The sequence below is a fragment of the Roseibium sp. RKSG952 genome, assembly GCF_009711355.1.
In genome coordinates this window covers 1-426 of the sequence record NZ_SMMF01000247.1, presented here as the reverse complement: position 1 = coordinate 426, position 426 = coordinate 1, and the positions used below count along the sequence as shown (strand labels likewise).

General features: G+C 61.7%; 1 protein-coding gene. It reads left to right on the top strand.

The genetic code is table 11. The features are described 5' to 3' along the window. Positions 1–79: 79 nt before the first annotated feature. A partial coding sequence (locus tag E1297_RS00605; RefSeq protein ID WP_305793803.1) for an MHYT domain-containing protein occupies positions 80–426 on the top strand: 347 nt, incomplete at its 3' end.

Genomic DNA, 426 nt, shown 5'->3' with positions numbered 1-426 from the left:
TTTTATGTCCTATCATTTTGCCAAGAACCCTCCCGGGAGGAGAGACGGGGCGGGAACCGGATGTGAGGAGCGCCTCTGCATGTCCATCACGCACGCGCCCTGGCTCGTTGCGCTGTCCTTGGCGATGGCATTTCAAGGGAGCTTTGTGGGCCTGAACCGTGCTGTTCAGGTGCGAGGCGCGGTTGATCCGCGCAGGAGGATCCTGCTGGCCGGGGCCGCCCTCACACTTGCTCTGGCCATCTGGTCCATGCATTTCGTCGGAATGCTGGCAGCCAAGCTTCCCGCGCCAGCCGGTTTTCTGGCTCTGCCGACCCTGTTGTCCTTTCTCCTCTGTGTTTTGGTGGTGGGAATTGCGGTTTTCACGGCCAGCTACAAGGCACTCACGCCATTCCGGCTGGTGGTCTCGGCCTTGGTCATGGGGGCCGG